Source organism: Maribacter sp. UH1, assembly GCF_056839145.1.
Window position 1 is genome coordinate 4,499,725 of record NZ_CM166387.1, and the last position, 25,217, is coordinate 4,524,941.

General features: G+C 33.5%; 24 protein-coding genes. 12 read left to right on the top strand and 12 right to left on the bottom strand.

Features of this window, described 5'->3' with window-relative positions:
* Positions 1–167 precede the first annotated feature (167 nt).
* Positions 168–3,662 carry a prolyl oligopeptidase family serine peptidase gene (locus UH1x_RS19560; RefSeq protein ID WP_482623763.1) on the top strand — a complete coding sequence of 1,165 codons (3,495 nt, stop codon included), beginning with the start codon at positions 168–170 and terminating at the stop codon, positions 3,660–3,662.
* A 45-nt stretch (positions 3,663–3,707) separates the two neighbouring features.
* On the opposite strand, the gene UH1x_RS19565 is transcribed toward UH1x_RS19560, so the two are convergent.
* Complete coding sequence (locus UH1x_RS19565) at positions 3,708–4,352, bottom strand: thiamine phosphate synthase (RefSeq protein ID WP_482623764.1); 645 nt, start codon at positions 4,350–4,352, stop codon at positions 3,708–3,710.
* Positions 4,353–4,815: 463 nt separating this feature from the next.
* On the opposite strand from UH1x_RS19565, the gene UH1x_RS19570 reads away from it, so the two are divergent.
* From UH1x_RS19570 to UH1x_RS19590, 5 genes are all read left to right on the top strand, one after another.
* Positions 4,816–5,619 carry a hypothetical protein gene (locus UH1x_RS19570; RefSeq protein ID WP_482623766.1) on the top strand — a complete coding sequence of 268 codons (804 nt, stop codon included), beginning with the start codon at positions 4,816–4,818 and terminating at the stop codon, positions 5,617–5,619.
* A gap of 103 nt (positions 5,620–5,722) precedes the next feature.
* The gene (locus UH1x_RS19575; protein ID WP_482623768.1) at positions 5,723–6,499 is read left to right on the top strand and encodes a hypothetical protein; all 777 of its coding nucleotides are present in this window, start codon (positions 5,723–5,725) and stop codon (positions 6,497–6,499) included.
* 71 nt (positions 6,500–6,570) lie between these two features.
* Complete coding sequence (locus UH1x_RS19580) at positions 6,571–7,158, top strand: dual specificity protein phosphatase family protein (RefSeq protein ID WP_482623770.1); 588 nt, start codon at positions 6,571–6,573, stop codon at positions 7,156–7,158.
* A 185-nt stretch (positions 7,159–7,343) separates the two neighbouring features.
* On the top strand, positions 7,344–7,508 hold the full coding sequence (locus tag UH1x_RS19585) for a Lacal_2735 family protein (RefSeq protein ID WP_348326626.1): 165 nt from the start codon (positions 7,344–7,346) through the stop codon (positions 7,506–7,508).
* Positions 7,509–7,547: 39 nt separating this feature from the next.
* Positions 7,548–7,913 carry a DoxX family protein gene (locus tag UH1x_RS19590; RefSeq protein ID WP_482623772.1) on the top strand — a complete coding sequence of 122 codons (366 nt, stop codon included), beginning with the start codon at positions 7,548–7,550 and terminating at the stop codon, positions 7,911–7,913.
* Here the strand turns inward: UH1x_RS19590 and UH1x_RS19595 are convergent.
* Entirely contained in the window at positions 7,908–8,270 is a 363-nt protein-coding gene (locus tag UH1x_RS19595) for a DoxX family protein (RefSeq protein ID WP_482623774.1), read from the bottom strand. The two genes, UH1x_RS19590 and UH1x_RS19595, sit on opposite strands and share 6 nt — an antisense overlap.
* A 97-nt stretch (positions 8,271–8,367) precedes the next feature.
* Between UH1x_RS19595 and UH1x_RS19600 the strand changes: the two genes are divergently transcribed.
* The 6 genes from UH1x_RS19600 (at position 8,368) to UH1x_RS19625 (ending at position 13,722) form a co-directional block, all read left to right on the top strand.
* Positions 8,368–9,621, top strand: coding sequence for an NAD(P)/FAD-dependent oxidoreductase (locus tag UH1x_RS19600; RefSeq protein ID WP_482623776.1), 1,254 nt, complete (start codon positions 8,368–8,370; stop codon positions 9,619–9,621).
* Positions 9,622–9,720: 99 nt separating this feature from the next.
* Positions 9,721–10,395 (top strand): NUDIX hydrolase, encoded by a 675-nt coding sequence (locus tag UH1x_RS19605; protein ID WP_482623777.1) that lies wholly within the window; start codon positions 9,721–9,723, stop codon positions 10,393–10,395.
* Positions 10,396–10,493: 98 nt separating this feature from the next.
* Positions 10,494–10,931 (top strand): nucleoside 2-deoxyribosyltransferase domain-containing protein, encoded by a 438-nt coding sequence (locus UH1x_RS19610; protein ID WP_482623779.1) that lies wholly within the window; start codon positions 10,494–10,496, stop codon positions 10,929–10,931.
* Between the two features lie 10 nt (positions 10,932–10,941).
* Positions 10,942–12,396, top strand: a complete 1,455-nt coding sequence (locus UH1x_RS19615; RefSeq protein WP_482623781.1) for a nicotinate phosphoribosyltransferase — start codon at positions 10,942–10,944, stop codon at positions 12,394–12,396.
* A gap of 11 nt (positions 12,397–12,407) precedes the next feature.
* Positions 12,408–12,953 carry an NADAR family protein gene (locus UH1x_RS19620; protein WP_482623783.1) on the top strand — a complete coding sequence of 182 codons (546 nt, stop codon included), beginning with the start codon at positions 12,408–12,410 and terminating at the stop codon, positions 12,951–12,953.
* A 4-nt stretch (positions 12,954–12,957) separates the two neighbouring features.
* Positions 12,958–13,722, top strand: coding sequence for a phosphoribosyltransferase family protein (locus UH1x_RS19625; protein ID WP_482623785.1), 765 nt, complete (start codon positions 12,958–12,960; stop codon positions 13,720–13,722).
* A 195-nt stretch (positions 13,723–13,917) separates the two neighbouring features.
* Here UH1x_RS19625 and UH1x_RS19630 read toward each other — a convergent pair whose 3' ends face one another.
* The 10 genes from UH1x_RS19630 to UH1x_RS19675 form a co-directional block, all read right to left on the bottom strand.
* Positions 13,918–14,769: a formate/nitrite transporter family protein gene (locus UH1x_RS19630; protein WP_482623786.1), complete on the bottom strand. Its 852-nt coding sequence runs from the start codon at positions 14,767–14,769 to the stop codon at positions 13,918–13,920.
* Positions 14,770–15,259: 490 nt separating this feature from the next.
* Complete coding sequence (locus tag UH1x_RS19635) at positions 15,260–16,234, bottom strand: phosphotransferase (RefSeq protein ID WP_482623788.1); 975 nt, start codon at positions 16,232–16,234, stop codon at positions 15,260–15,262.
* 5 nt (positions 16,235–16,239) lie between these two features.
* Entirely contained in the window at positions 16,240–17,181 is a 942-nt protein-coding gene (locus UH1x_RS19640; RefSeq protein ID WP_482623790.1) for a nucleoside hydrolase, read from the bottom strand.
* A 33-nt stretch (positions 17,182–17,214) separates the two neighbouring features.
* Positions 17,215–20,235 carry a TonB-dependent receptor gene (locus UH1x_RS19645; RefSeq protein ID WP_482623792.1) on the bottom strand — a complete coding sequence of 1,007 codons (3,021 nt, stop codon included), beginning with the start codon at positions 20,233–20,235 and terminating at the stop codon, positions 17,215–17,217.
* A 55-nt stretch (positions 20,236–20,290) separates the two neighbouring features.
* Positions 20,291–20,920, bottom strand: a complete 630-nt coding sequence (locus tag UH1x_RS19650; protein ID WP_482623794.1) for a TIGR04282 family arsenosugar biosynthesis glycosyltransferase — start codon at positions 20,918–20,920, stop codon at positions 20,291–20,293.
* A 416-nt stretch (positions 20,921–21,336) separates the two neighbouring features.
* Positions 21,337–22,143: a hypothetical protein gene (locus UH1x_RS19655; RefSeq protein ID WP_482623796.1), complete on the bottom strand. Its 807-nt coding sequence runs from the start codon at positions 22,141–22,143 to the stop codon at positions 21,337–21,339.
* On the bottom strand, positions 22,143–22,751 hold the full coding sequence (locus UH1x_RS19660) for a hypothetical protein (protein ID WP_299799759.1): 609 nt from the start codon (positions 22,749–22,751) through the stop codon (positions 22,143–22,145). The genes UH1x_RS19655 and UH1x_RS19660 overlap by 1 nt, the downstream gene beginning before the upstream one ends.
* Positions 22,748–23,851, bottom strand: a complete 1,104-nt coding sequence (locus tag UH1x_RS19665; protein WP_482623798.1) for a glycosyltransferase family 4 protein — start codon at positions 23,849–23,851, stop codon at positions 22,748–22,750. Before UH1x_RS19665 ends, UH1x_RS19660 begins: the two co-directional genes overlap by 4 nt.
* Complete coding sequence (locus UH1x_RS19670; RefSeq protein ID WP_482623800.1) at positions 23,851–24,258, bottom strand: hypothetical protein; 408 nt, start codon at positions 24,256–24,258, stop codon at positions 23,851–23,853. The genes UH1x_RS19665 and UH1x_RS19670 overlap by 1 nt, the downstream gene beginning before the upstream one ends.
* A 4-nt stretch (positions 24,259–24,262) precedes the next feature.
* The gene (locus UH1x_RS19675; RefSeq protein ID WP_482623802.1) at positions 24,263–25,216 is read right to left on the bottom strand and encodes a hypothetical protein; all 954 of its coding nucleotides are present in this window, start codon (positions 25,214–25,216) and stop codon (positions 24,263–24,265) included.
* Between the last annotated feature and the right edge of the window lies 1 nt (position 25,217).

The following is a 25,217-nucleotide window of genomic DNA, read 5'->3' on the forward strand; positions in this document are numbered from 1 at the left end:
TGTTCACCTTCAAAGAAATTAACTACGGACACTTTTATATTTTTAAATGCTCTATATGAACTTCTTAATGCACTAAACTTTACCAGAAGTTTAAGAGAATTAGATTGTATTTACATAAATGGTTATTTTTATTTGTAAAGCTAAACACCAACTATAGTAAGAAACATATGACAATCAGCTTCTTTTCTAAAACTTCGCTTATACTTTTTCTATTCTTAAGTTTTAATACATTTTGCCAAACCGTAGTAACGGGAACTGTCATTGATAAAAAGGATACCGCGCCACTTCCTTATGCTTATATAAAAATTGATAGTGTTCCCTTAGGGACTGTAACAGATGCTGATGGTAAATTTAGATTATCAATACCTGCGCAATATGATGCGCATACCATAACCCTTGGTTATGTTGGTTATAAAGATTTGCACATTACCGTAGAAGATTTTAAAGGGATGAATAATAGTGTTTTTAAAATGACTTCTAGTAATCTGCAATTATCAGAAGTGGTGGTGACCCCTAAAAAAATGCCTAGTGCCAAGGCTTTACTAAAAAAAGTAATTAAGAACATACCTGTCAATTATGCGGACTCTCCAACAAAAATAACTGGTTATTATCGTGAAACTTTAAAAGAGAATGGTGCATATATAAAATACTCAGATGCCGTTTGCGATTATTATGCAACACCTTATACCAATAAAAAATACAAGTACAAAGATTATCAAAACCCATATGATTATTCATTTAGTAGCGGTACATTTAATTTTTCGCTTAACTCATTACATCGTATTCATTTTCATCATAGAACGTTAAAAGAAGAACGAACAAATATCATTAATTCTCGTTCTAGTTTTAACCTAAGCAAAAGAGAATTCGATGCTAATATTGAAGGCGGACCTTTAGGTTTATTCGCCAGAAATAGAGTTAAATACCAGCAGAGTTTTTTAGGAAATAAGGCAATTAGAGATTTTACTTATAAAATCTCTGAAGTGGAGAATGCATCTGGGGGCTGGCTATATGTGCTTGACTTTGAAACCAAAATCACAAAAGAGGAATTAGATGCCATTTCATCTCCCAATAATAGGAAACAATGGAATAAAGCTAATAAACATAAATTACTAAAAGGTAAAATTCATATAAACCAAGATGATTTTGCCATAGTACGATATGAATGTTCAGTGCCAAATCAGCTTAAAGAATATTTCTGTGGATATGGTGATATGGAAGTGAAGCATTTTGATTACAAATTAGATGTTAGTTATAAGAAAAAAGGGAATCAATATTATATTAATAAAATGCGGCATGAAGATGAGTTCATATACAAGGACACTACCGATGTTACCACCACATATTATTCTGCCATTTCAGAATTCAATACCACCAATATTGACCAAAATAATCAAACTAAAATATCCGAAGAAGAAAACTTCGCAAACACTACTTCTAATCAGTTATATGAACTTCCTTTAGAATACGATGATGATTTCTGGCAAAACTATACCACAGAAAACCCAATTACCGTAATAAATACTACGATTAGGACCGACATGGAGTCTGGTAAACCTCTAGAAGAGCAATTTCGGGATAAGCATATTAGAAATGATTCTATGCCAATACCCATTGCTAAAAAAGAGCCTTTTACTTTTAAAATACATAGTGAAAATATAACCGATAATTATGCGTGGTTAAAAGACACCAAATCACCTGTAAATAATAAAGCTGTAATGGATTATTTACGAAAAGAAAATACATATACGGACAACTACAATATTCCTCTTAAAAAAGCACAACGAACCATTTATAAAGATTTGATTAAGAGTATCGAAAAAAATAGCTCCTCTTTACAAACCAAAAGGAACGGATATCTCTATTATAGTACCTACAGCGAAGATGACGAATACCCTGTCTACTATCGTAAAGCTATAAAAAATGATAGCGTTCAAGAATTATTGAATGTAAATAAAATGGCAAAAGACAAAGGCTATTATAATGCAGGGATAGGACCTGTTAGCCCAAATAATCAGCTCATTTCAGTTTATGAAAATACTACAGGAAAAGATGAATATATCTTAAAAATAAAAGACCTAAGTAATAACATGTTTCTATCAGACTCCATTAACAATGTTGGCAACATGGTATGGTTGGACAACTCCACATTTTTATATGTTGATGTAGAGAAAGAAACCTTTCAAGCATCAAAAGTATACCGACATATCATTGGAACAGATGCTACATACGATTCCATAATTTACGAGGAAAAAGACCCTAGTTTTAGTGTTAGCATTGCAAAGACAAAATCTAAAGAATATATATTCTTAAATACTGGCAACAGTGTATCTTCTGAAAGCTGGTTTTTAAAAACCAATACACCTAAAGGTCAATTTAAAGTTGTTCAACCCAGAGAAAAAAATCATATTTACCATACCACACATTACAAAGACAAGTTTTATATATTAACCAATAAAAATGCCATCAATTATAAAGTAGTTACCACAACAATTGATGATATACTAAAAGATAATTGGAAAGATTTTATTCCTCATCAAGATGGTATTCTAATTCAAAACTTTCAAATATTTGATAATTATTTTGTAATCAACGAAAAAGAAAACGCACAATCTCGCATTAAAATAATTGACCAAGCTACTAGTGAAAGTCATTTTATTAAAACCGAAGAAGAGTTTAATAACATTGGTATTGGTTATAATCCAGATTTTAAAACCGATAGTTTGCAATTCAATTATAGTTCTTTTGAAACCCCTTTGACTACTTATAACTATAACATGAAAACCAAGGAGAAAAGCTTGCTCAAACAACACGGTAATTCTAATGCCTTGCCTTTTATTAATTATGTAATAGAAAGAAAATGGGTTACCGCAAAAGATGGTAAAAAAATTCCACTTACACTTATTAGTAATAAATGGCGTGCAAAACGCAGACCCGGTAATCATAAAGTATATTTAACGTCTTACGGTGCTTATGGTTATGGTCAAAATCTTAATGGAGGGCCAACAGTGCACCATTTAGTAAATAATGGTTATGTCTATGCTATTGCACATGTAAGGGGCGGAGATGATATGGGTAGGGAATGGTATGAAGACGGTAAAATGTTTCATAAGAAAAACACCTTTTCAGATTTTATAGCTTGTGCCGAATACTTAATTGAAGAAAATTATGCAAAAGAAGGTAGTATCGTAGCGGAAGGTGCTAGTGCCGGTGGTTTGTTAATGGGTGCCGTAGTCAATGAACGCCCTGAATTATTTAAAACCGTTATTTTGAATGTACCCTTTGTTGATGTTATCAACACAATGTTAGATGAGAATTTGCCATTAACAGTAGGGGAGTTTGACGAATGGGGAAATCCTAAAAACAAAAAGGCGTACGAATACATTAAGTCTTACAGTCCGTACGATAATGTGAGAGCACAAAACTACCCGAATATGCTGTTCTTTACAGGTTTGAATGATACTAGGGTAGGATACTGGGAACCTGCTAAAATGGTAGCAAAACTAAGAGCTAACAAGACCGATGATAATGTACTTTTATTAAAAACAGATTTTTCTAATGGACACAGTGGCGGGTCTGGACGCTTTGCTGGTTTTAGGGATAGTGCTTATAAACTAGCTTTAATTTATGATTTATATACCACACCAAAAGATACTCCTTAAAAATTTTTATTAATGATAGTTTGTTGGCAAAAAACATCTTTCACTTTACTCAAACGTATACCGCTGCTCTGCAGAAGAAGATGCTTTCAATAATTGGTTGAATACTTTAATAGCATTAAAATTTTGGGTTATTCCATCTGACACAGCAATACCTGAAACTCCCGATGCCAACAAGCCGGTAACATCTTCAGTAGTAATGCCTCCGTATGCAATAATTGGGGTTTCTGTTTGTAAAGATTCTGTAATAAGCGTGAAACCGTTTAAACCCAATTCTGCATTCAAGTTCTCTTCATTAATAGTATGTTTAAAAGGACCTAAACCAATATAATCCACTTCTTTAGTCAACAATACTTCACAATCTTGAACCGTATTCGCTATTGCTCCGATCATTTGCCAAGTGTACAGCTGTTTTCGTACTTCGTTAGGGGAGATGTCCTTGTTTAATAATACAACACCATCTGCCTTTATATCTTTTGCAATCTGGAACCGATTTTCTATGAGTAGTCTCGTTTGATAATAAGCGGTAATTTCTCTTGCTTCAGTTGCTATTTTCAAAAACTTCTTCTCAGAAACGTCTGCTATACCTAACTGCACCAATTCGATACCAGAAGTACATGCCTTTTGAATATTCTCTAATAGCTCTTTCCCTGAATTTCCTTGTGCTATATAATGTAATTTAGGTAGCATCATCTATGCTGTATTTTGGCTATTTGTGCGGTATCAACGGTGCAAAACCAGGTAATTCATTACAACTTATAGTTTATAACTGCCTGAATTAGCAGTTACCCTCACGAGTATATATTATCGCTATAATCAACAGCAATTATTAAATTAACTATTGTCTTGTGTGATAATATCTAGGTGAAAAAAATCCGAATAGTATGAACAATTAACTACATCAATAGAGTGATAGAACTTAATTTCTATTGTAATCAATCAGCTTGAATTAAGGCTGTAATTATGTTATCTTTATACTAGTACTGGTATTTAAAAGTACAGGAGTAAATGGCTAATAAATTTAGCCTGTCAATTTAATGAAATGTGATTACAAGCTTGTAATATGAGACACATCCAATTAAAAATGTTGCTAAAGAAATCAATTAGGTATATCCCTTTTATCGTTCTTATCTTTTTGGGTTGTACTTCCACCAAAATGAACGATACAAACTCCAACATATCTAGCGCTGAGTCAAAAATCATACCTACACAGGACACCACTCCTTTAACAAAACCCATCGTTGAAAATTATGGATTTGATGACCATTCATATATCAGTCTAAAACCAACAGATATAAGTATAATAACGAATCCTAAAGATTCGTTGGCACTTAAAAAAAACGTTACAGAAGAGAACAAAAATACGATATCGTCTAAATTGGCCAACAATAGTCCAGTTGCCAAAAAAATAGTTCAAAATTATCTCAATAGCCCAATTAAAGAACCGGGTGGTCATTGCCTTTCGGTAAGTAAAAATCGTTTTGAAAACGCATACAAAGAAGTGCACGGTCATTTGCCTTATCAAGATTTACCAGACAGCATGGCTACTGCTACATACACTCCTAAACAGGTATTCAATTTACTTTATGTGACGGCTTCAAAACCAGACGAAAGCTGGCAAACGCTACCTAAAACATATAGGGGCAAAGGTAATGCCGGTGCTATTGCCTATGCTGGTATGGGAACATTAGTCGATTCAACAGGTATTTGGAATGGAAAATTAGAACCTGGCGCACTCATGCAAGTTTGGCGTTATAAAGAAGATTATAAAGAGGTTGTAAAGGGTACCGACGTTAAAAAACTAGATCCATACGGACATTCATTTATTTTCATAAGCTACGTATTTGATGAGAATGGTTTGATTAGCGGACTTAGAATTGCAGATCAAGGTTTTCAGAGTTATAGACCACTAGTACCTAGAGATTATGATGTATGGTGGGCCGTAAATTTAAGTGTCTGATTCTCTCTTTTAAAGCTTGATAAAACTTTAACTTTTTATATGTAATTTACTCATTACTAATACGTTCTAATAAAAACGGCTTATCTCTAATCTACACTAACCTATGATTCTTTTTTCACTTCTACTTTCTTTAGGGTTTTCAAATGAAATATCACCTAATAATGACAAGGTAAAAGAAGATTATATCACTACTCAAACATTTTCGTCAGTAAAAAAATCTAAGAATTTTGGTGAAGAAATACCCTTACTTAGTACGTCATCAGATTCTATTATGGATTCTTATGCCAGTACTAAAGAAAATACCGATCAACTTAGGTTGCAACTAAAAGAAGACCTTAGGTTAGGTACTATTTCTTTAAACCATATTAAAACAGCTTTTGCCAATCAATTAGTAGATAAAATAATACCGCATTGGTATGGTACTCCTTGGAGTTTTGGCGGACATACAGCTACGCCTAATGAGGGCAATATTGCATGTGGTTATTTTATTTCTACGACACTAAGAGATATGGGCGTAAATATCAATCGATATAAATTAGCACAAAAATCACCTATTGACGAGGCTAAAATGATTAGTTGTGGCTCGGTAATTACTCAAGTAGAAGAAGAAACTCATGAAAAGGCGTTTGAAGAAATAGATACATTAACCCAAGAGGGACTTTATTTTATAGGTTTTGATGAGGGGCATGTGGGATATTTATTAAAACGTGATGGAGAGTTATTATTAATACATTCCAACTACCTAAATCCTGTATCGGTTTGTATGGAAACTTTAAAGGAATCAAGAGTATTTAAGCGTTTTACAAAATTTCATCTTGTAGCCATTTCTCATAACGATGGGTTGTTACAACGTTGGTTAAACAATGGCACAGTAATTTAAAAAATAGCAGGTCTATTGCTGAAATATGCCTATATATTCTTTATTTCAAAACCATATTTAGAACTCAATTTATGCACACAACTAAAACATTTTATATCATCGTACTTTTCTCATGTTTATCATTTGCTTTTACCAAACCCACGTATATTGTTCAAGATTCATCTTCCAAGAAAATCGCATCTACTAATTTTCATAACCTATATAAATTAAATGATAGCATGTACCGCTCAGAACAACCGTCCAAAAAAGGGATGAAAGAGCTGCAGGCAATGGGTATAAAATCTATTGTAAATCTTAGACGTCAAGCAACGGATGCAAAAAAAACAAAAGGTCTAAATTTAGATTTAGATCGTATTCCATTAAAAGCGTCAACCATAGATTTTGATGATATTTTCAATGCTTTAAATAGTATACAACAAGCCGAAAAACCTGTTCTTGTTCATTGTTGGCACGGTTCTGATAGAACTGGAGCTATCATAGCTGCCTCTAGAATGGTGTTTGATAATTGGAGTAAAGAAAAAGCTATTGCTGAATTCATAGATATACGCTTTGGATATCACAGAACAAGATTCCCTAATCTTATAACGTTATTAGAAACGCTAGACGTTGACAAACTTAAAGACAAACTAGCGGCTGTTAGATTATCAAAATCCAATTAAGTAAGTTCAGCATCCATATTTTAAGCTAATCCATACTATAGTTTTTCGTAGTAGATAAGAAACTATTCTTTTCTAATTACATACCTAAAAAATATTTTGTTTAATTAAATTCAAAAATAATTAAACATTACGTATCTTTATATCCTAGTCTATTACTAGATATAATCTTCAGAAATACTAAAACTATGTTCGGATTATTTAAAAAGAAATCAGAGAAAGATAAACTACGTTCTCAATATGAGAAGCTTTTAAAAGAAGCACATACACTTTCAACAACCAATAGGAAAATGAGTGATCAGAAAGCGTTTGAAGCAGATGAGATCATGAAGAAGATAGAACAGTTATCTTAATTCATTTCACCTTCACGCAAACATTCAGTAATAAAATAAATGATAATTCTAAAAATAGCTATATTTCTATCAAGCAGTGCGTTTTTGTATTATGGCATAGAATGCTTGTTTTCAAAAAAAATGAAAAATGAGTTCGCTAGATTTGGTTTAAAAAAGCAAAGAGTTCTCACTGCATACCTGCAACTTGCAGGAGGTTTGGGTTTACTTTTAGGATATTTTTTTTCACCCATTCTAACATTTGTAGCCGCTGCAGGACTAACACTTCTAATGCTTTTAGGATTTGCGGTTAGGATAAAAATTAAGGACAGCATACCAGAATCATTACCATCTTTGATTTTAGCTCTTGTAAATTTGTATATCGCAATAAGTTATTACCAGCAGCTTAATGAATTACAGATTTTATAAAAAAGCTATATAAAGGCACAACACTAAAAACAATGCTGCAGGAAACGATTTAAACAAAGGATCTTTTATTTTAAAATGCATTACAATAGAACCTAACAGTAAAGCTGCTAAACCCAAAGCTGCCGGTTGTGTCAATACAGGTACCCAAATACCTATTATAAGTAAAACCGCCAACGTTACTTTTAAAAAACCAATAACATAACACATTGTTTCCGAAAGACCGTAGACCTTAAATTCCTCTATAATCGTTTTTGCATTTCCACCACGCCATTTGGTATCTTTTTTATTCTGTATCAGCCAAACGTTCAATATGCTAAGACCAACTATTATTTGACAAGCAATGATTAAATAATTCATTTTAAAGTAGTTTTGTAGTAAAGGTCATTATCAACCTTGTTTCAAAAATACTAATTTTGTTTATATTTATGCAAAATTAGTTAAACAAAATTTTAAAATGAATAAACAGGATTATAAAATACATATTGTTGGTGCCGGAATTAGTGGCTTAACAGCAGCAACGGTGCTTGAGCAAAAAGGATATTCTCCTGTATTACTTGAAGCTAGCGATAGGGTAGGCGGTAGAGTCAAAACAGATGTCATAAACGGCTATCAGTTGGATCACGGCTTTCAAGTATTATTAACCGCATATCCTGCAGCTCAAAAATATCTTGATTATGATTCTTTAGAACTACAAAATTTCTTACCTGGAGCTTCTATTTTCAAAAATGGAAAACAGGAAGTTATTGGTGATCCGCTAAGAGATGCATCCTTATTGTTTTCTACGTTGTTTGCCAATGTTGGTACTGTTGCCGATAAGTTGAAAATTCTGAAATTAAATACTAGCCTAAAGAAAAAATCTATAGACGAAATTTTTTCTGATGAAGAGCAAGCAACATTTTCTTATTTGACAGATTTAGGTTTCTCCTCTGAAATAATTGACGATTTCTTTACACCTTTTTTTAGCGGAATTTTTCTAGAAAACAAGCTAGAAACTTCTAGCAGAATGTTCGAATTTGTTTATAAAATGTTTGGTGAAGGTAATGCTGCATTGCCTAAAGGTGGTATTGAAGAGATTCCTAAACAACTACTACATCAATTAAAAAATACCGTTATAAAATATAACACGTCTGTATCTTCTATTGGCGATAGCAAAATTCTGCTTGCTGATGGGCAAAAAATAGAAAGTGATTTTATCATTGTGGCTACAGAAGCGAGTAACTTGATTCAAAATTTAAAGAATCAAGCCATTGAATGGCAAAGCTGTGATACCTTATATTTTGAAACGGAGAACAGAACGATTAAAAAACCCCTTATCGGATTAATTCCTGATCAAGGAACTGTCATCAATAACATCTTTTACCATACAAGTCTTAAAACCGCCATAAACGCAGGTAAAGAATTGCTTTCTGTTACTGTTGTAGACAATCAGGGTTTAACTGGTAAAAGCTTAATAGACCAAGTGCAAACAGAGTTAAAAGAACTTTGTGGTATTACTTCTTCTACATTTATAAAACACTACCGTATACCAAAGTCACTACCAAAATTGAATGATTTAAATTACGAGATATCGCCTTCAGAAACACGATTAAAAGAAACCGTTTATTTAGCTGGAGATTTACAACTAAATGGATCTTTAAATGCAGCTATGATTGCTGGGGAGAAAGCTGCGCTTGGTGTTTTAGAAAATTTACAAGGTATTTTTAAATAATAGTCACTTTGAAACCGTGATAAGCTAGAAAGTAGTGATAGGAAGTGTTTAACGTGAATAATTATAATTCCATATATTAGCGTAAAATATACGCATAGTATGCAACAATCCATCAAACTTTCTGTAGACGCTGTCGTTTTTGGTTATGAATCTGAAACGATATCTGTTTTACTTATCAAACGAAAATATGAGCCATTTAAAGGAAAATGGGCTATTCCTGGCGGATTCGTTTTAGACTCAGAATCTTTAGAAGAAGCAGTAGAGCGAGAGTTGAAGGAGGAAACGGGAATTAAAATTAACTACTTAGAACAACTATATACTTTTGGGAATCCAAATAGAGACCCTAGAAATAGAGTGGTTTCCGTTGCGTATTTTGGATTAATAAAACCGAGCGCTTTCAAATTATTGGCTTCCACAGATGCTGAAGAGGCACAGTGGTTTCACATCAACAACTTGCCCCAACTATCTTTTGATCATGCCGAAATTTTAAAACTTGCCATTACAAGGTTACAGGCAAAGATTACCTATGAACCTATCGGCTTTAAATTGTTGGACACCAAATTTCCGTTTTCAGACTTAGAAAAATTGTATACTACGTTATTGGGTAGGGACGTAGATAGACGTAATTTCAGAAAGAAAATCTTAAGCTTGAATGTTTTAGATGAGTTAGACGAAAAAGTTTCCAAAGGTTCTGGCAGACCTGCAAACCTCTTTATGTTCAATAAAAACAGGTACTTCAAGCTTAAAAAAGAAGGAATCATCTTCGAAATTTAAACAACTAATTTATAGTTTGCGTAAAATAAACACAAATAATACTTTGTAAACTTAATTTATATTCTATATTTGCGTTATAAATACGCAAATTGATTTAAATGATGTATACATCTAACGACATACTACCAATAAATAAACGTAACCAACGTTCTATTTTTCTAGCAGGTAGCATGGATCACAAACAGGAGGGCAGTTGGAGAGATGAAATAAGTGCCGAATTTGGTACGTATTCCATTTTTGACCCAACAAATAATAATCATGACCACCTTAATGCAAAAGAAATGAAGCGGCATATCAATTGGGAATTAAATGCGTTACAGCTATCAGATATGATCTTACTTAATTTTCTGCCAGATGCGCTATCACCAATTTCTTTAGTAGAACTAGGTATGTATGTAAGGTCAAACAAACTTATTGTTATTTGTCCCCAAGAATTCCACAAGAGCAATTATGTACATACCCTTTGCGAAAAGTACAACACACCAATTTTTAACAACATCACAGAAGCGAAAACACTGTTGAAAAACAGTATTTAAATATATAATTATGAACGGATTACTACTAACAGACGGATACAAAACAGGACACCACCAACAATACCCAAAGGGAACAGAAGAAGTATATTCTAACTGGACACCCAGAAGTAATAAATACGCTCCTAAAGGTTGCGACAAAGTGGTTTCATTTGGACAACAATATGTTTTTCAATGGTTACATGATTATTTTCAGGACAACTTTTTTTCTAAGCCAAAAGCACAGGTCTGTAATGAATTGAAAGAAGAGTTATCGCTTTATTTAGGTACAGACTATGACGTAACTCATTATGAAGAATTACATGATTTACAGTATTTACCTATTAAAGTAAAATCGATTGTAGAAGGGGTAGAGGTTCCTATTAGAGTACCTATGGTAACCGTCGTAAACACAGATAAAAAGTTCTACTGGATTACTAATTTCCTAGAAACCATATTATCTACCATGTTATGGCAACCCATGACTTCGGCTTCTATCGCTTTATGTTACAAACGAATTTTCAAAAAATGGACACTTCAAACCGATAAGGACAATTTGGCTTTTATCGATTTTCAAGGACACGATTTCTCTATGAGAGGTATGGGCGGCTTGCAAAGTGCAATATCATCTGGTATGGGTCATGCATCTGTATTTTTAGGATCAGATACGCTTCCAGTAATTAGTAGTTTGCGTCACTATTACAATGCAAAAGGTTTTGTTGTAGGTTCTGTAAATGCTACCGAACACTCTGTAATGTGTGCAGGTACTAAAGATGATGAAATAGGTACGTTTAGAGCTTTGATGAACACCTACCCAACAGGAATTTTATCTGTGGTTAGCGATACTTGGGATCTATGGAAAGTACTTACAGAGTACCTTCCACAACTAAAAGAAGAAGTACTTTCTAGAGATGGTAAACTTGTCATAAGACCAGATAGCGGCGATCCTGTTGATATTATTTGTGGAGAATCTAGCACACTTGGAAGTAACACACCTAAAGATAAAGGGGTAGTGGAGCTACTTTGGGATATTTTTGGCGGAACTGTCAACGAACAAGGTTTTAAAGTATTAGACTCGCATATTGGTGCTATTTATGGTGACAGTATTACCACAGAAAGAGCAGAGGCTATCTGCCAACGCTTGAGCGATAAAGGTTTTGCTACGACCAATGTAGTATTGGGTATTGGTTCTTTTACCTATCAGTTCAATACAAGAGATACTTTTGGTTTTGCTATGAAAGCAACTTCTGTTGTGGTAAATGGTGAACGTAGAGAAATCTTCAAAGATCCTATAACCGATGACGGAGTTAAAAAATCTGCAAAAGGATTGATAAAGGTTGAATTACAAAACGGTGAATATGTATTGGTAGATCAAGTGACTCCTGAAGAGGAAAACACCGGAGAGCTTCAAGTTATCTATGAAGATGGAAAATTTGTGAACCAAGTAAATATACAGGAGATTAGAGAACGTATTAATAGTAATCTTTAAGATGGCTGAATATGAAATATAATAATAAATGGTTAGAAAATCTGATAGAAAACAAAGAGGTTAAATATTTATTTTTCTGGGGGCATCAACCATTAAAAAATGGTAAAATAGGCAAATCATGCTTTAGTCAATGGTTTGAAAAAGAATTCGAGCACAAAGGAATAACTTATCTTACAGCTGAACATTGGATGATGGCTGAAAAAGCAAGACTGTTTAAAAATGAAGAAATATTATCTAAAATTTTGAACAGTGTTTCTGCTGGAGAAGTAAAAAAATTTGGAAGACAAATTATCAACTTTGATGCTGATATTTGGAATAAACATAAATATGAAATTGTAAAGAAAGGAAATTATTTAAAATTTATACAGAACGAAGATTTATTAACCTTTTTGCTTAATACAAAAAATAGAATTTTAGTGGAGGCAAGTCCTTATGATAATATTTGGGGTATAGGGATGAAGGCAAATGATGAATCTGTTCAAAATCCAGCTGAATGGAAAGGTCAAAACTTATTAGGATACGCTTTAATGGAAGTTAGAGATTCTTTAAAAGAATAATGATATGAAATACGAAATTAAAAAATTTAACGACGGACAAGTAGCTGCTAAAATAATTGAAGGCGGAGATATCCATATTAAAATTAGAGGGAACAGTTATGAAGATTTGTTCAGAGCTGCTGCTATTAAAGAAGCTTGGGATGCTGAAAATGCGACTAATAAAACAGCCATAGCTAAACTCACCATATTTTGCCTAATCGGGCAACGCTCAGATAGACGATTTAATAAAGGTGAATCATTCGACTTAAAAATCATTTGCAAGTTTATCAATGACATGAGGTTTGATAACGTTGCTATTTTGCATCCGCACAGCCCTATTTCATTGGCATTAATTGATAATTCAGAGAAAATATCTCATTTCGCTTTTGTTGAAAAAGCATATAACCAAATAGGTAACCCAGTATTGGTGAGTCCAGATGCTGGTGCGTATAAAACGACTCATGAAATTGCCGAAAAACTAAATGGCGATTTAGTACCCTCTAATAAAGTGAGAATAGATGGTGCTCCTGTAATTAGTATACAAGGTGATGTGAAAGGTAAAGAATGTCTAATTATAGACGATTTAGCTGATGGCGGAAGAACATTCAAATTTTTGGCGGAAGCCTTGAAAACACAAGGTGCCGAAAAGGTGTACCTTTATGTCACCCACGCACAATTCAACTACGGTTTTGGTGAATTAAAAGAATCGATTGACCATATTTATTGTACCAATAGCTATAAGGATATTGATGATGATTTTGTAACGCAATTCAAGTTAGAAGGATTGTAAAATTCTACATAATAGTAAAATAAAAAATAGCGTAGTAATGCGCTATTTTTTATGTCTATATTTTAATTACAATCTTCAAATATATGTTGGTTTCAATAGTATTTACCAAGGGGAAGTTGTAAAGAATTCATATGTTTTTCGCTACTAACAACATTAAGAAACGCTAAAGTGATTGTGGCATATTCAACTACAACATTAAACCTTCTCTTTGTAATTAGATTCAAAAATTCGGTATTTAAAAAGACCCACAACAACAGCACCACCAATACTATTACCCAGTAAAGCTAAAAATAGAAACCAAAGGTAATCTAGAAAGCTTATATCACTAGAATGTAAAAAAGCACCAAACACCTCTATATTGCCCACAATACTGTGGTGAAATCCTCCAAAACCTATCACACCAGTTATCATAATTATTAATACAACACGAGTAAGCGAATTCATAGTACTGTTCAATAACCAGGTTAATAATCCCATTAACCATCCGGCTACAACCGCACTTGCCAATAAAACCCAAGAGCTTTCTTTGACTACATGAGTACCAATTTCTACCATGGTCTCTTCTGTAAAAAGATGAAGATGCGGAGCAAGTAATCCTATAAAAAAAGCAAAAATATTACCTCCAATAATATTACCTAAAATAACTACGCCCCATACTCGAAACAACTCCCAGATACTGCGCTGTCCATTTAACATGGGCAATGCCAATACAGAGGTTTGCTCAGTAAATAGTGCAGATTTTCCAAGGATAACCAATATAAACCCTACAGGGTATACCACTGCAAAAAGTTTAAAAATAATGGTAGTATCTACAGTTCCATTTAATAAATAATAAAATGCACAGATCATAAAATAACTGAACCCAATTTCCAAGCCGGCAATTACTGCACTTAAAAACATGGCATTGTTTTTTATCTTGAAAATTTCTTCTCCTTCATGAATAACCCTACTAAGAATTACACTGTATTCATTTCCATCTTTAATTTCTTCAGATTTCTTTTCCAGTTTTTTCTGATGGTCTTCCTGTTCTATTTCTTTATTTTCCATAATGTAATAGTTGATTTTATAAAGGCAGCTGTAATCAACTCATCTCTATATTTATACAATATACTGTTATATAAACACTTACAATAATCAACTAAACCTATGGTACTACTGGTAAGGTTTACGCTACTTTAAATATTTGGTTTTGAAACTAACTGCACAGCATAGAATTTATACATGCCAATTTTCTTAAAAATACATAATGAGCCTAAGTATAGTTACTCCGGATGAATTTTTAGATAACCTTAAAAAATAGACAGTAATATATGAGGTGTACCAATATATCACCCATGCACAATTCAAATAAGGCTTTGATGAATTAAAAGAAACCATTGACCACATCTGTTGCATCAATAGCTTCAAAGAAATTGATGATGAATATGTTACTCAATATAAACTAGCCAGTTTATAAGATTGTTACTTAAAATCGTTTTAAAATGAACTAGACATAAAAATTAATCTAAAAAAATTTGTCAACGCACAACTAAAAACCTTAGCCACCCACTACCCAAGATCGAGCTGTGCTAAGCAAGGTTTTCTTCTCTTCTAGTGAACGTTTCAATGGTAATTGAGCTAAACCTATTAAACGACGCAAAACCTCCATACCCGCAAATTCTCGCATTAGTGATTTATTTATTGGGCGTTGATAACCTTCTATGATTTCTTCTAATATACTAGTATTGCCTGTTGCCATAAAAAGATGAGCCGCCATAACACCTAAATCAAATTCTGCGAACCCTAAAAAACTAAACTCGGGATCTAAAACAAATATTTCATCTTGTTTACACATCCAACTGCCAGGGTAATAATCGCCATGTAACAATACGCCACCTGTTGTAGTCAAATACAATTTTCCAAGAACAGCTATTTTTTCTTTTAATAGCAAATCTTGCTTTAGTGGTAATGATAATGCCTGTAAACCTTCTTGTACATCATCTAAAGAGAAACCGTTTTCTTCTAAAAAAGGCAGTACAAATATGTGTTGATGGTTTAGTTTACGTAATTCTATGTTTTCAGGGTAAGAACTGGTAAGTGTACTTTCATGAATTCCCCTAGCTATAGACGTTAATTGTTCTATATGCCTTTTAGAGATTTCTCGTGTATTATACACAAAAGAAAAATCTTCGCTATCACCTAAATCTTCTAGAAACAATAGGTGTTCTTTAGAAAGAAACCCTAGTACTTTTGGTAAATGTTGATCTATTGTTCCTTTTTCAATAGTCTGATAAAATTGATGCTCTACTGCAATACGATCTACAGGTGCTGGAATATCTTGATATTTCTGTACAAATGGTCTAGACTGTTTTGCTATAAAAGTTCGTTGATTAGTACGTACACGTAACACAACATTCATATTACCTTCTCCTGGTTTTTCGGTGCTTTCTACCTTTTCACCTTCCACTAAAATACCTTCCTTGCTCAAAAAAGTACTCAAAAGTTCTATATTAATATTAGCTGTTAATTGCATCTATATTATTTAATAAGTTGGTTCATATGTTTCCAAAAATCATTTTCCATTTGCTCAACGTCAATTTTCGTATATACTTCAATATCGCGCTGTACGTTTTCTTTTGGGGTCTTAAAGGTTTTTAAGGTTGCCCATTCTTGATGGGCCAAGGTCTCAATAATAGCAACGTCCCACATAATCCATTCTGTTTTCTCTGGATCTTTCTCTGTCCACCATCTTTGGTAAGTCTCCCAACGGTTTACCAAATAATCGGGCATTCCGCCTTTTCCCTTTAAGTGTGCATCTACAGTTGTTTTCTGAAACACAAGATGTTGACTTGTAGTTGCTGTCATTACTCTTACCTTTAGCTTAGGGTAATTCATGATTACATTTACTGCAATACTGTCATTTCTAGAATTAAACTCGTTCTTGTCATAACTATTTACTTCTTGATCATGCCAAAAGCCCAAATAATTCACTTGTATTTTAGGTACAATGGTACTATCTAATAAAATAGCAGAGGCTACATTGGTACAAGATCCTAAAATGACCAATTGTAATTTATTTCCATCTTTTATTTCATGGGCACTTTTAATAATAAATTGAGCCGCCTCTGAATTTTGTGGGGCATCATTTGCCATAAGAGGATCGTTACTACCCAAGGGTAACGCAATGTCTGTTTGGTTTAACAAACTCATTAACCTTTCGTTTATTTGCTGACTTTCAACGACCGTACTATCGCTAGCATATGGCGAGGTGTGAAACTGCGCCGATGTAATTGCCAACAAATTAAACTTTGGTTCTTCTATAGCACGAACAAGGGCAAAAAGATCATCAACCTCATTTGCTGTATCGGCATCTATAATTAGAGGAATTTTTTCAACCTTCTGGTTTAACTGTGCCTTACATCCATTTATGGTTATTAAAACCACGAAAAGAGACAACACCCAATGTATTTTATTCAACATAAATTTTCTACTTTAAATTTTATAATTCATCAATTAGAACAAATATCTAGCACTAAATTGAAACTGTCTTGGTGGTGCAGCATTTCTTGCTATAAAACCGCTATCTGCCGGTCCTTCTTGAATCTGGTTGCTCTGCGTAGCATTATTACTAAAACCACTTAAGTTTACGTTATTAAAAAGGTTAAAAACATCTGCTCTTAGCTCTATTTTATTTCCTTTTGATAATTCAAATTGGTATTGTGCTGCCAAATCAAAAGTATATGACCAAGGTAAACGGTCGCTATTTCTACTCTCTCCTGGAGAGCGGTCACTGTTACCCGTAAAGTTTTCACCAAAACCAGTACCATCACCATTTAAATCACGCGTTAAAAATTGTTCAAAATCTGAAGTAACAATGGTCGTATTCGGTATTCTGTTAATAGGTTGACCACTTTGTAATAACCCTGCAAGGGTAACAGATAAACCTTTTACTGGATATAAGCTACCAATGGCATTGATAAGATGTGTTCGGTCGTTTATAGATGGTCCAAATTCTAGATCATAATTATTACCGTCCATTGCTCTAAAATTGATTCCCTCCGTATCATTTTTAGAAGAAGATAGCGTATAGTTAAAACGGTAACCAAATATGCCTTCACCACGGTCTTTTTGATAGTTAAGACTTAAAGCAGAGTAGCGTGATCGACCTTCACTTTCTGTAATAACTACGCTACGGGCAATACCTGTTAAACGTTCTCCATTTATAGTTGCACCACCATTTTCAATTGGTATAGGTCTTGACAAATCTGCTTCTGCCGCAGTTCGCACATCATCTTGTGTAAAATTCGAATCAATTGGAAATTCTGCCGCTGCATTTAAATTACGAAGCCTAAATAAATCGCGAGCCTCATTATGTACCAAATCCACATAAAACAAACTACTTTGATCTATTTGTAATTGGTAACCTAAAGTAAATTGATGTGTAAATGGGTTTTTGTAACCATCAGGATTTAGTATACGACGCTCATTACTAAAAACCTTTTCTCTATTCGCTTGTAACGTTTCGCCAGACGGCCCGTTTAAATAACTAATATTATCTGCCTCTACAAAAGATGCTGCTAAATTACCTTCGAAAGTAACGCGGTCAATATTGGTATCTGCCGGTAGTAAACCTAAATCAATAAATTCTTGAAGTTGTACACGGTAATCTGCTCCGTTCGTATTTTGTTGTAAGGCATCACTATAAATAGCATAATTGATTTTATCGTAAAAAATACCATAACCACCACGTATACTTGCATTATCACCAAGCTGATAGTTAAAATTAAAACGTGGTGCTATATTATTTAAATCTCCTTTATCACTACCACCTTTAGAAAGGTTATCATAATCATATCGTAAACCGTAAGTAATTTTAAGTTTATCGGTAGCACTCCATTCATCTTCTAGATAAATTGAATAAATATTCTGGGTAGTGCCAAAAGACTGTGGGCGTAATTCTACGTCATATGAAGTAACCGTAACATCTGAAGGTAAATCGTTAATACTTAAACTACTACCAAGGTTAGCTGCACTAAGTTGATTAAGTTGATCTTGAGTTAATCTTACCGAATAGTTTCCGCTTGGGTTACCACCGCCAGTAAGACTATGGTTACCAGAAATAACCCCTAAACCTGCTTTCAATGTATGATTACCTAAATAAAATTTACCTTTTTGTTGAAATTGAAAAGTGTTTTCCAATGCATCAAAATCAAAACCCGGACGACCAATTATAGCTATTGCTGCTGATCCTGGATCTAAAATAGTAACACGTGGACTATCTGCATCTATAGGTCTACCATAATCCCATCTAAAACGAGAATATTGAAAATTACTTTGTAAACTGTATTTATCTCCTATAAAATCATTTTTAAAGGCGATATTTAATGAGTTTCGATCTTGAAAATTTCCTGCAGACGGAAAAAGAACTCCGCCTTCAAGACCTCCACCTTGTCTTTCTATAGTTACCAAACCAACATTGGCACGTAACGAACTTCTAAAGTTTTTAGACCAATTTTGATCAATCTTTGCAGAGATATAAGTAAAATTATTACTACCTCTCACGGTTTCGTTAACGTTTAGTTGTTCTGAGTTTAAGAGGTTGTCTTTAAGATCTCTAGTATATTCTGCATTTAGATAAAAGAACGTTTTATCCTTTACTAACGGACCCCCAATAGCAAAACCTTGTTGGTATCTTTGAAAACCATCTTGAACCTGGTTTCCTGAAAGATCGCGTTGTGCAAATGCAGAACTAGCATCTACAGAAGCACCCGGTCTTGTAACAAAAAACACTTCACCCTCAATTTCATTACCGCCAGATTTAGTGGTTACGTTGATAACACCATTATTAGAAAGTCCAAATTCTGCAGAATAGTTATTGGTTAAAACCGTAATATCTTTAGTAAACCCAACTGGTATAGCAAATTTTTGACCTCCTAAAAAACGTTCATTATTATCCAGACCATCAATTAGATATGAAGTAAATAAACCATTACCACCATTGATACTTACATTTGGTGCCTCTGGAAAAAAACCAGTAGCCTGAGATACATTTGGTAACCTAAACAAAGCCCTGGTTATATCTCTACCTTCTACGGGTAACTCTTTCAATTCTGCTTCTTTTAGTTCAAAAGAAACTTCTGCAGATTTTCTGTTAATACGAGCACCGGCTATTGAAGAAACTACTACTTCATCTAAACTTTCGGTTACGGAGGAGGAAGGAATTAATAAAAATTGTAAACTAAGTTCTTGGTTTGAGCGTACATCTAAAAGTTCTGAAACTTGGGCTGCATACGTATCGTCACCATCAAAGACTACTTGATATCCATTTACTACAGGTATAGAATTAAAAAAGACCGTACCTGAAGCTGATGTGTTTTTATTGACCTCGTAGGCCATGTTTTTATTTAATAACGATACAGTGATTCCTTCAATGGGTTTATTGGTGTTAAAATCAATAACAGTAACTACTAAATCTTCTTGTGCAGACAGCACAGCACAACATAGCAAGAGTGCTATACTTAAATATTTTTTCATAAAAATTTTTGAAAGCACCAGTTGGTGCAATTGATACATTAAATTAAAGCTTGGTTTAATGTATGCAGCTGGGTGAGCCTTTATTGTAAAAGCAGGCTAAGAAATATGTAGCATTTAAATTTTGACTGTTTCGGACAATTAAAATAGAAGCTTCTATTAATTTTTGTAAACAGGTACTTATTAATTTGAAAGATGCACCCAATTGGGCAAGTACCTTTTTAACTCCGGTTATATGATCAAGATCATAAAAAGCAGAAAGACAATGAATTGTATTTTGTGTTTGATCTGCATTAAGTTCAATAGTAATATACTGATGAACCTGACTAAAGATTTTATTAGTTTGCCAATCAAAAGTCTGAAATGTTTTTGCCTTAAATTGGTCTTTAGAAATAGCCAATAAATAAAATCCGCCATCTAAACTTGGACCTATGGTCGGTTGATTTTGTTGAAGCCTTTGATGGGCTTCTTTTATATGCTTAGATTGTAACTGAGGCGTGTCGTTACCAATAACAATTACATTATCATAGCCTAAAGCAAAAACAGATAACATGGCGTTGCTAAAACGTTGCCCAAAGGTGTTTCCTTTTTGTTGTTTCTCTGTATAAAGTATACAGTCTAAATTAGCAGCTTCTGCTTTTCTAATACTGTTAGCCGTTAACTTTTCTGAAAGTTCACCAGAATTCATAAAATGTTTATGCTTGCTCTCTTCTTCTGAAGAAAGTGCAAAAACAAGAACGGCAGTAGTACTTAACTTAGTGATAATGGTAGATTTTTAAACCGTTGGTCGTGAAGTTATCTAAAACACTACAATTCTATTTGTTAAAATTTTGAGAGGACCCAATTCTTTTATTTCATTTTGACTGTACTAAATTTCAAAATGCCAAAAAATCGAATGATATTAAACCTATGGTAGTTCAAATGGACTCAGATCAAATTTAAACCTGCAACACCAAAGCGACTTCATTAAAAAATCTAATAACACTATAGCTTATCAATTAGATAAAAAATGTGGTTTCTTCTTTTAGCGTAACTTCAGATGGTAAATTATATAGCTATTTGAATTACCAAAAATCTATAGTATTTGAAATTATAACGAACAATTTAAAGCAACTGCTTTCTTAAAAACTGATCATCATACTTTCTTTTAAAAGGTAGTATATGTTGTTTTTCTCTATATTTTTCGGTCTCTAGCGTACTATTAAATCCGCAGCCCGTAAATATTTTTGAAGCATTATCTAATATGTGACCGTCTATTCTATTTCCACTAATACTGCTTGTATTTTCAAGGTTTAGCTGCTTATCTATAACACAAAATGAATAGATATAAATGTGTTCATCGGTGCGATACAATAGCGCTTGTTTGTACAATAGCAAAACCTCATCTATAGGGGAGGAGTGCATGACCAGAAAATAAGGTTTCTTAAGTACTACATCTTGTGAACGTTCTCTCGGTTTAAGTTGTAGCGTAAACGGAATCACCTTTTTATATTGATAATTCGCTAACGTAATTCCGTTTTCAAGTGTATAGATAATTTCATAAACCGGACTCCCATATTTTTCAAAGTAGTCTTTGCTTAATATGCGAGCCAGTAATATGGTCTGTATGGTAGTAATGGCTGTGATGCTTTTTTCGAGTTCTCCGTAAAATCCTGCCGGGAAAACATCAACAACCAATGTATCTATATTATACTCCTTTACGCAGTTTTGTAGAAAGAGGCTGAACCGATCTTGATTCTTAAAAAATACATCTTCTTTATATAGCGTTTTTATATCTTTTGGTACCTGGTCGTGATAGATAGAATTCGTTAATAGCACACAATTCTTTAGCGGAATTTTTTGAGTGTATATAAAATTGAGAATCCTATTTATATGCCCAAAACCAGCACCATAGACATAAAATAAATACACTATATCTTATTTAATAATTCTGCTATAATGAACATTTTATGCTCATTAGGTATCTCATCTATTGCCAAAATAGCATACACATAACTTTCTTGGTTTGATGAAAGTGTAAATGCTTCTTTGTCATTCACTTTTACGATGTTTCCTTCTAAATTTACCCTGTATAACTCTTCACCATCACGTTTCACCTTAATCTTATCATCATAAGGGCGGACTTCAAAAGCATTTTCATTCTCTTCGTTATCAGAGATTTTTACCTTGTCTGGGTATATTTTCACTTTCCATAACAAATCAGAATCTTCATCGCGTAATTTTAAACTTCCTTCTTTGAATTTTACTTCATACTTCATTTTTCCGTTAGCGTAGAACTTATGCTTATCTGGCTTACTTTTAAAAGTATACGTCGTATTGTTCGCAACGATCTTTATTGGCGATACGTCAAATCCACCTATTAACGCTCCGTCGGCGTTTGCAATGGTAACATCAAGGCTATTTGTAGTTGCACTAGCAGTTGTAGTGGTTTCTGCAGGACTAGACGAGTTCTTGTTTTCTGTTTTACAGCTTCCTAATAGAAGTAATGACAGTACAAAAAGTAGGTGTAATTTTCTCATGGTTTTAAAATATTTAGGTAATTTGATATTTCTATTTCTTCTGTATACTTCGTTTTAATTTTCTGATATAATGCCTCACCCATAGCTTCCTTTTCTGCAGGTGTCATTTTATGTATTTGCAACAGAATATCTAACAGTTCATTAGTCTGCAAGGGGTGGTATAAAAACCCATCGACTTTAGTACGAATAACATCTTTTATTCCTCCAACATTTGCACCGATTACAATGTTTTTTGTTGCTGCTGCTTCTAACAGTACATTTGGCATACCGTCATAAAAAGAAGGTATGGCAACGATACTAATGGCATTGTAAAACGATACAAGTTCATTCTGGTTCGCAAAAGCAAAAAACTGAACATTGACCTCTAAATTTAGAATGTATGTTTTTGTTTCTTCGCTTACATCACCTATTAAACACAGTACAAAATCGTTCTTGTGCGGAAATTTCGCAAAGGTCTCTACAAAGTTTACAACCCCTTTTTTGGCTTTTAATTGCCCAACAAAGGCTATAGGTATTTTAGAATTGAACGACTTTTTTAATTCATCTATTCGTTTAAGATGACTTTTGGACGGTTTCCATAACGCGGTATCAATTCCGTTTTGCGTAAAATAAGTATTGTCATGTGTTACTAGGCGGTCAATTTTTTCTCTTTTCTCCTTCGTGACGGTAAATACATAGCTAGAGTTGTCTAGTGCGTATAATAACTGATTTCGCTTCTTTGAAAAGATACCCTCGTCAAAATCATTTCCTCTTATAAAGGTAATAAGTGGTTTTTGTAGCCATTTAGATAAAATTGGACCTATATTAAGCGGTAGGTTGCCTCCAAATACTCCAACATGGGTCAATGTATCTAAATAGGGGAGTTGCTGTATAAATTCTGACGCTAGCGATAATGTAAACTCCTCAGAGTTTTCTATAGGCACAGCGGAATAGGTTCCTTTTACGACGGTATCTGTTCTAAATTTTTTCTTTCTATTCGTAAAATGAATGATATGTACCGTAATTCCGTTCCGCTTAAAATTACGCACCAAGCGATCACAAGAAACAGCCATTCCTCCTTTATTTGGCGGATAATTTTGAGTGATTAACAGTATATTCATTAACTATCAAAATAAGATCCATCATCAGAATCATCATGAAGGAAAATTGTTGAGCTACTATCGAATAAACTACCGTAATCATCTGCCATGAATACCATGTACGGATATTCCGCATGGAATCTATTGATCATTTTTCTTCTCCAAACTGATCTATCTTTTGAATAGAGTTCAATATCATTGGTAAGTCGTGCATCGAATTCTACAAAACAACTGATGCATAATATGGCGTTCTTTTTTCTATAAACCTCAGGCCCACTATTTTGACTTATAATTTTGTTGGCTTTAAACGCATGTATATTACACACATTTTTCTTGCATTTCTCACAAACTACAGTTGCCTTATTTTCGCAATTGCGAACAACAAAAAGTCCTGTATATTCTTCGCAATGTTTTATTGTATCTTCCATAAAATTAAGCGCTAGGGGTTACACAACTGTAGCAGGTGTTGATCAGGTTAATAACTTCTAAAGAGAAATAATCTACAGCAAATGAAGAAATACTACTTTCTTCATACGGATTGTATTGATCCGGATTTTCCTTTTTAACATCAAATTTTCGGTAAACCTTAAATACGTAATACTCATCATCTTCAGCAAAACTTATTTGTGATGTATCCACGCTTGGGTTTAATTGGTATTTGTGCTTTGGTATTTTCATTTTAATGGTAAAAGGATAGGCAGCCCTATACTTATGTTTTGTTTTTCTTTTACCGCTACTTCCTCTTTTTTTAATAATACGCTCCCTTGTTCTTTCGCTAAACTGAAAGAAGATAAGCGATTCATCATTAAAAAAACAGGACCCTTTACTAATGACACGTTCATAGTTTTTTTCAATTCCTGATATAAACCCTCTAGTTTCACTAGTATACGACTCATTCTTAATAAGGTTTTCTTCCGTTACCGTATCTTTTACATTCGCCTCTAATGCTATTTTAGAATCTAACTGCAAATCTTCTTCAATTAAGGTAAACAAGGCAGAAAAATAGTCGGCAAAAAAATCAAAACCCTCTGTATAATTCTTTTTAAACTTCTTGTTCGTTAAATAGGTCATGATACCCGCAACTATCAACCCAGGACAAGTGAGCATACCTATTACCGTAAAAATTGCTCCTAAAGTCTCGGATATAAAGTTCAAAGGAATTGCCACAAAATTACATAAGAAGACACCGAGAAGAATGAACCAAATTTGCTTAATTCTCTTACTCTTTTGTTCTCTGGCTATTTCTCGTTGCATTACACAGGCCCTAAAAAAACGAATCCACTTTATAGGTGTTTTTTTAGAACTAAAACCACGGTGTAAGTGTGCTCTTTCTATAGGGGCTCCTATATATTGTTCTTTATTTAATACATTGCCTTGTCTATCCATA

Coding starts and splice junctions, on each gene's coding strand:
- UH1x_RS19605 (WP_482623777.1), top strand. CDS start 9,721: ATGCAACAATCCATCAAACTTTCTGTAGACGCTGTCGTTTTTGGTTAT.
- UH1x_RS19635 (WP_482623788.1), bottom strand. CDS start 16,234: ATGCAATTAACAGCTAATATTAATATAGAACTTTTGAGTACTTTTTTG.
- UH1x_RS19675 (WP_482623802.1), bottom strand. CDS start 25,216: ATGGATAGACAAGGCAATGTATTAAATAAAGAACAATATATAGGAGCC.
- UH1x_RS19565 (WP_482623764.1), bottom strand. CDS start 4,352: ATGATGCTACCTAAATTACATTATATAGCACAAGGAAATTCAGGGAAA.
- UH1x_RS19585 (WP_348326626.1), top strand. CDS start 7,344: ATGTTCGGATTATTTAAAAAGAAATCAGAGAAAGATAAACTACGTTCT.
- UH1x_RS19645 (WP_482623792.1), bottom strand. CDS start 20,235: ATGAAAAAATATTTAAGTATAGCACTCTTGCTATGTTGTGCTGTGCTG.
- UH1x_RS19560 (WP_482623763.1), top strand. CDS start 168: ATGACAATCAGCTTCTTTTCTAAAACTTCGCTTATACTTTTTCTATTC.
- UH1x_RS19650 (WP_482623794.1), bottom strand. CDS start 20,920: ATGAATTCTGGTGAACTTTCAGAAAAGTTAACGGCTAACAGTATTAGA.
- UH1x_RS19630 (WP_482623786.1), bottom strand. CDS start 14,769: ATGGAAAATAAAGAAATAGAACAGGAAGACCATCAGAAAAAACTGGAA.
- UH1x_RS19595 (WP_482623774.1), bottom strand. CDS start 8,270: ATGAATTATTTAATCATTGCTTGTCAAATAATAGTTGGTCTTAGCATA.
- UH1x_RS19610 (WP_482623779.1), top strand. CDS start 10,494: ATGATGTATACATCTAACGACATACTACCAATAAATAAACGTAACCAA.
- UH1x_RS19590 (WP_482623772.1), top strand. CDS start 7,548: ATGATAATTCTAAAAATAGCTATATTTCTATCAAGCAGTGCGTTTTTG.
- UH1x_RS19625 (WP_482623785.1), top strand. CDS start 12,958: ATGAAATACGAAATTAAAAAATTTAACGACGGACAAGTAGCTGCTAAA.
- UH1x_RS19580 (WP_482623770.1), top strand. CDS start 6,571: ATGCACACAACTAAAACATTTTATATCATCGTACTTTTCTCATGTTTA.
- UH1x_RS19640 (WP_482623790.1), bottom strand. CDS start 17,181: ATGTTGAATAAAATACATTGGGTGTTGTCTCTTTTCGTGGTTTTAATA.
- UH1x_RS19660 (WP_299799759.1), bottom strand. CDS start 22,751: ATGAGAAAATTACACCTACTTTTTGTACTGTCATTACTTCTATTAGGA.
- UH1x_RS19600 (WP_482623776.1), top strand. CDS start 8,368: ATGAATAAACAGGATTATAAAATACATATTGTTGGTGCCGGAATTAGT.
- UH1x_RS19670 (WP_482623800.1), bottom strand. CDS start 24,258: ATGGAAGATACAATAAAACATTGCGAAGAATATACAGGACTTTTTGTT.
- UH1x_RS19570 (WP_482623766.1), top strand. CDS start 4,816: ATGAACGATACAAACTCCAACATATCTAGCGCTGAGTCAAAAATCATA.
- UH1x_RS19620 (WP_482623783.1), top strand. CDS start 12,408: ATGAAATATAATAATAAATGGTTAGAAAATCTGATAGAAAACAAAGAG.
- UH1x_RS19615 (WP_482623781.1), top strand. CDS start 10,942: ATGAACGGATTACTACTAACAGACGGATACAAAACAGGACACCACCAA.
- UH1x_RS19575 (WP_482623768.1), top strand. CDS start 5,723: ATGATTCTTTTTTCACTTCTACTTTCTTTAGGGTTTTCAAATGAAATA.
- UH1x_RS19665 (WP_482623798.1), bottom strand. CDS start 23,851: ATGAATATACTGTTAATCACTCAAAATTATCCGCCAAATAAAGGAGGA.